This window comes from Deferribacterota bacterium (genome assembly GCA_034189185.1).
Classification (GTDB): Bacteria; Chrysiogenota; Deferribacteres; order Deferribacterales; family UBA228; genus UBA228.
Map to the genome: position 1 here is coordinate 1 of JAXHVM010000122.1, position 5489 is coordinate 5489.

The following is a 5489-nucleotide window of genomic DNA, read 5'->3' on the forward strand; positions in this document are numbered from 1 at the left end:
AGGACCATTCCATAAAATAGTTTTTGCATCTTTCAGTCCGTCCTTAAATAAAGATATTGTTTTTATACCAATATCCAAACCCATTAGATTATCATCAATGTTAGCTGAATCAACTGCTTTAGGTTCTCCTTCAGGGCTCTCTGAGGCAATATGGTCTACTGGTAAATAAATTTTTACCCCCTTTGACTCTGCTTTTTTAACAATATCCCCTACAGTATTAAGCATATCTTCTTCAACAAGAGATTTACCAACCTTAACACCATTAAACTTTAAAAAAGTATAAGCCATAGCACCACCTATAAAGAGCCTATCTATCTTATCTAATAAACTATTTATAACTCCTATCTTATCACTTATTTTTGCACCCCCTAAAATAGCAACAAAGGGTCTTTCAGGATCTGTTAATATTTTATCAAAAACTTTTACCTCTTTTTCTATTAAAAATCCGGCTGCACGTTTATCAATTTTTAATGGTAAGCCGTATACAGAAGCATGTTTTCTATGACATGTACCAAAAGCATCATTAACATAAACATCTACAAATCTACTTAAAGCATTAACAAATTCAGGATCATTCTTTTCTTCTCCTTTATGAAATCGCAAATTTTCCAATAATAATATCTCGCCGCTATTTAAAGTATTAACCTTTCTTTCTACTTCTTCTCCAATGCAATCATCAACAAAACCTATTTTGAAAAAGTTTTCACTAATATAGTCCGCAACACTTTTTAGGCTATATTCCTTTCTTCTCTCACCTTTAGGTCTACCTAGATGGGATGCTAATATAATTTTTGCACCACTATTTTTTGCAAATTCTATTGTTTGCATAGCTTCTCTAATACGTGTGTCATCATCTACTTTACCATTTCTAATTGGTACATTAAAATCCACGCGGAGAAACAACCTCTCATTATTTAAATCTAAATCCTTGATAGATTTTATTCTCATATTTCCTCCTTATTTTTATAATAAATAAAGAAATTGCTGCCACCATAAAAATGTTGGTAGCAGCATAATAATTAAAATTATTTATAATACTTTCGTTGCTAATTCAGCTACTCTATTTGAATATCCCCATTCATTATCATACCAACTAAATACTTTTACAGTATTTCCTATAACTTTTGTAAGCTCTGCATCAAAAATTGAAGAACTACTGTTCCCTTTTAAATCAACTGATACAACAGGTTCAGTACAATACTCTAATATTCCCTTTAGCTCTCCTTCGGCTGCTTTTTGCATAGCTTTGTTTATCTCTTCTGCAGTTGCTGTTTTCTCAATAGTACAAGTTAGATCAACAATTGAGACGTTAGGTGTGGGAACCCTTATTGCCAAACCATCAAGTTTACCTTTCAACTCTGGTATTACTTCACCTATTGCTTTTGCTGCGCCTGTTGTAGTTGGTATCATAGATACAGCAGCAGCTCTAGCCCTCCTTAAATCTTTGTGGGGTAAATCTAAAATCATCTGGTCATTAGTATATGAATGCGTTGTTGTCATCAATCCCTGTTGAATACCAAAATTATCATGCAATACTTTTACAATTGGAGCTAAACAATTAGTAGTACATGATGCATTAGATATAATATGATGTTTCGAGCTATCGTATTGATCAAAATTCACACCTAATACAACGGTAATATCAGGAGATTTTGCAGGTGCTGTTATAATAACTTTTTTTGCACCTGCATCAAAATGTTTCGATGCAGCTTCTCTAGATCTAAACAACCCTGTAGATTCAATAACAACATCAACACCTAAATTACCCCAACCTAAATTTGATGGATCTTTTTCACTTAATACTCTTATCTCTTTTCCATTTACAATTAGCGATTTATCAGTGTGATCAATATCAAAATCTGCAATACCGTGAACTGAATCATACTTTAATAGATGTGCCAAGGTTAAAGGATCTGTCAAGTCATTAACAGCAACAAATTCTATAGGCAATCCACCCTTTAATGCAGACCTAAACACACATCTGCCAATCCTTCCAAAACCATTAATACCCACTCTAACTGACATTATCATCCTCCTTTATATATTTTTTAATATGTTCATCTAAAAATGCGATAAACTTTTCAATATCACTACTATCTAATTCCTTTCTATTCTTAATTATATTACCAAGCCTATTTATTTCATAAATTGCTTTGTTTTTCAATTCCTTTATATTTTTTTCATAATTACTCAACCTAGCTGTTGTATTTTTAAGCTTATCTTTGAGTAACATATTTTCACTTGTTTGATTTTTTAACTGCTCAGATAGTTCAATAGACTTTCTTACATTGTTATATTCAACCAATTTATTAATCAATAGGTTAAGTTTATCGACCTGCTTTGTTGTGTTTAAATATTCGTTATAAATTTCGTTATAAGCTTTTTTTAATGCACCTATTTCCTTTAAATTATTAAGGTTTTTCCTGGCTATCTGTTTTTTCTCTTCATCAATTTTTTCCATTGATTCAGCTATCTCTTTATAAGTAGTTATATCATTTAAAGACTCAACAATGTTTATAACTGAATTATCAAATACAACAGGATACATTATCTGATCATAACAATATTTCTTACCATCTATATAAGTATCAACTTCTTGGTTAATCTGTTGCTTAATACTAGTTATTTCGCTCATTTTACACCATTTGCAGGGTTTATCTAATTTATAAACTATTTTGAAACATTTTTTGTTAATTAACTGTTTTGGTGTTCCACAACCTAGCAATTTAGCTAGTGAGATATTAGCAAATTTTATATTATAATCCAAATCAACTACAAAGAAAAGGTTTCCTTGGCCATTTAATATAAGTTCAAATTTATCTCTATCTTTCTCCAACTGTTTAATTTCACTTTTTAATTTCTCCTCAATATGTTGTTTTTCTCTATATATTTTGAAAGCATTAGAAAAAACTTTTATTAAAATACTATTTAAATCATAAAATTTCGGAATTATGAGATATAGCTTGTCTTCTCCCAGTTCTAGCTCTATAACCCTAAATTCAACTAAATTATCCTTAAAAAACCCGGCTATATTAGATTTATTATTATTTAACTGTTTTTTAAAATAATCTGATATATTAATTTGCTTCAGCTTATTGTTGTGTAAAAAATATTCATTACCCATCTTGACATATATAGGTATATTAATTCCTTCTAATAATTTCCCAATTAACTCTTTAAATAATACTTTCATTTCATCCTAGTTTTTCAGGTATCGATAATATAAAACAATCCACTATTTTTGCACCACTATATTTAAAAAGCTTCGACAACTCATTAACTGTTGCTCCTGATGTATAGATATCATCAACAAGTAATATATTTTTATTCCTAACATCTCTAACTAAATTAAAGGCGCCCTTTATGTTTCTGAACCTCTCCTTATATTTTAGCTGCCACTGGTAAGTCGTTTTTCTTTTCCTAACAGCTGGCTTTATCAATGTTATATTATGTAATTTAGAGATCTCTTTAGTCATAATATCAGCAGGATGAAAAAGCCTTATAAATCTCCTTTTCCAATGGCTTGGAACCATAGTAATTATATCATATTTTAATGGCTCTGGTAAAGATAAATACTTGCAGATTCTACGCAATAAATAGACAGATCTTATATTATTGTTAAACTTCATATTTTTTATTATTCCATCTATTGGTGTTTTATAATAAAAATAAAAAAATACTTTATCAAAATATTTTTCATCAAAACAGTTTTTGCAATAGTTAACCTTAACATCTGATGGAAAACCACAATTTAAACATTTATATTTTATCTTAATCTTCTTCAATTTTTTAACACAATTAGAACATAATATTCTATTGAAATTTATAGTTTTTTTACAACCAACGCATTCACAATAAAAAATTTCATTTAACAATTAATGACTCACCCGTCATTTCATTAGGGATGTCAATACCTAATATATCCAACATTGTTGGGGCTATATCAGCTAATTTTCCATATTTACTTGTTAATTTACATTTATAGTTATATATAATAAAAGGCACTGGATTTGTAGTATGGGCTGTATGTGGACCATTTGTGCTATAGTCCCACATCTGCTCACTATTACCATGATCAGCTGTTACCAATAAAACTGAATCAGTCTCATTAGCTATTTTTACAACATCACCTAGACAATTATCCACTGCTTTACATGCGCTAATAGCAGCTTCTAAAACACCTGTATGACCTACCATATCGGGATTAGCAAAATTCATTATAGCTACATCAATATTATCATTAATAAAGGATTCTTTAAATTTTTCTGTAACCTCATAAACACTCATTTCTGGTTTTTTATCATATGTAGGAACATCCTTTGGAGATGGCACTAATATCCTAAACTCATTAGGAAATTTTAACTCTCTGCCCCCATTAAAGAAAAATGTCACATGAGCATATTTTTCAGTCTCAGCTATCCTAAGCTGTCTTAAACCTTTTTCACTTATAATTTCTCCAAAAATATTTTTTAACTCCTCAGGAGGAAAGGCGACTAGCACATCTAAATCTTTATCATATTCTGTCATTGTTATATAATAGATACTTGGCTTACCTTTTCTATCAAAGTAACTAAAATCTTCATTAACAAATGCATATGTTAATTCTCTTGCCCTATCACCTCTAAAATTGTAGAAAAACACACCATCCCCATCTTTAATTGATCCATCAACATCTGATATAACAATTGGTTTTATAAATTCATCAGATTCATCTCTATCATAAGCACTTAAAATAGCTTTTACTGGATCACCTTCCTTAACCCCCTCTCCAAAGCGAATTGCATAATAAGCCATCTTTACCCTATCCCATCTTTTATCCCTATCCATTGCATAATATCTTCCTATAATTGTTGCAATATCACCATAGTTTATCTCTTTCAGATAGCTTTTCAATTCCTCAACATATTTGACACCACTATTTGGGGGCGTATCTCTACCATCTGTAAATGCATGTATAAAAGCTTTTTCTATACCATATTCTTTTACTAATCTTAGCAGACTCTTTAAGTGATCAATATGGCTGTGTACACCACCATCACTTAGAAGACCTAGAAAATGCACCCTAGAATTAGCATTTTTAACTTTATCTAAAAAATGAATTATAGCCTTATTTTCTTTAATAGTATTATTTTCTATAGCCTTATTTATTTTCATAAACTCCTGATAAACTATTCTACCAGCACCAATATTTGTGTGCCCTACCTCAGAATTACCCATCTGCCCTTTAGGCAAACCAACCCATTCTTCTGAAGCGTGTAAAAAGGTATGCCCATTATTCTTCCACAGATTATTAAAGTTTACAGGATTACACAATTTTACAGCATTGTATTCACTTCTTTCACGATAACCCCAACCATCAAGTATTAATAATATAATTCTTCTATCCATGGAAAACTAAACTAGAGCTTCAACTTGCCACTTTTTTCAAGCTCACTTTTGCATTCCGTACAATACCTAGCAAAGGGTATATACTCTAATCTCTTTTCATC

At 30.4% G+C, this 5489-nt stretch carries 5 protein-coding genes; all 5 read right to left on the bottom strand.

The genetic code is table 11. From position 1 onward, the window contains the following. On the bottom strand, nt 1-948 hold a 948-nt coding region (locus tag SVN78_08005), incomplete at its 3' end, for a phosphoglycerate kinase (GenBank protein MDY6821547.1). A gap of 81 nt (nt 949-1029) precedes the next feature. Next, nucleotides 1030-2025 (bottom strand): type I glyceraldehyde-3-phosphate dehydrogenase, encoded by a 996-nt coding sequence (gene gap, locus SVN78_08010; protein MDY6821548.1) that lies wholly within the window; start codon nt 2023-2025, stop codon nt 1030-1032. After that, the gene (locus SVN78_08015; GenBank protein ID MDY6821549.1) at nt 2015-3193 is read right to left on the bottom strand and encodes a PAS domain-containing protein; all 1179 of its coding nucleotides are present in this window, start codon (nt 3191-3193) and stop codon (nt 2015-2017) included. Before SVN78_08015 ends, gap begins: the two co-directional genes overlap by 11 nt. Before the next feature lies 1 nt (nt 3194). Further along, nucleotides 3195-3785 carry a ComF family protein gene (locus SVN78_08020; protein ID MDY6821550.1) on the bottom strand — a complete coding sequence of 197 codons (591 nt, stop codon included), beginning with the start codon at nt 3783-3785 and terminating at the stop codon, nt 3195-3197. 79 nt (nt 3786-3864) lie between these two features. Beyond that, on the bottom strand, nt 3865-5388 hold the full coding sequence (gene gpmI, locus SVN78_08025) for a 2,3-bisphosphoglycerate-independent phosphoglycerate mutase (GenBank protein MDY6821551.1): 1524 nt from the start codon (nt 5386-5388) through the stop codon (nt 3865-3867). Nucleotides 5389-5489: the final 101 nt, after the last annotated feature.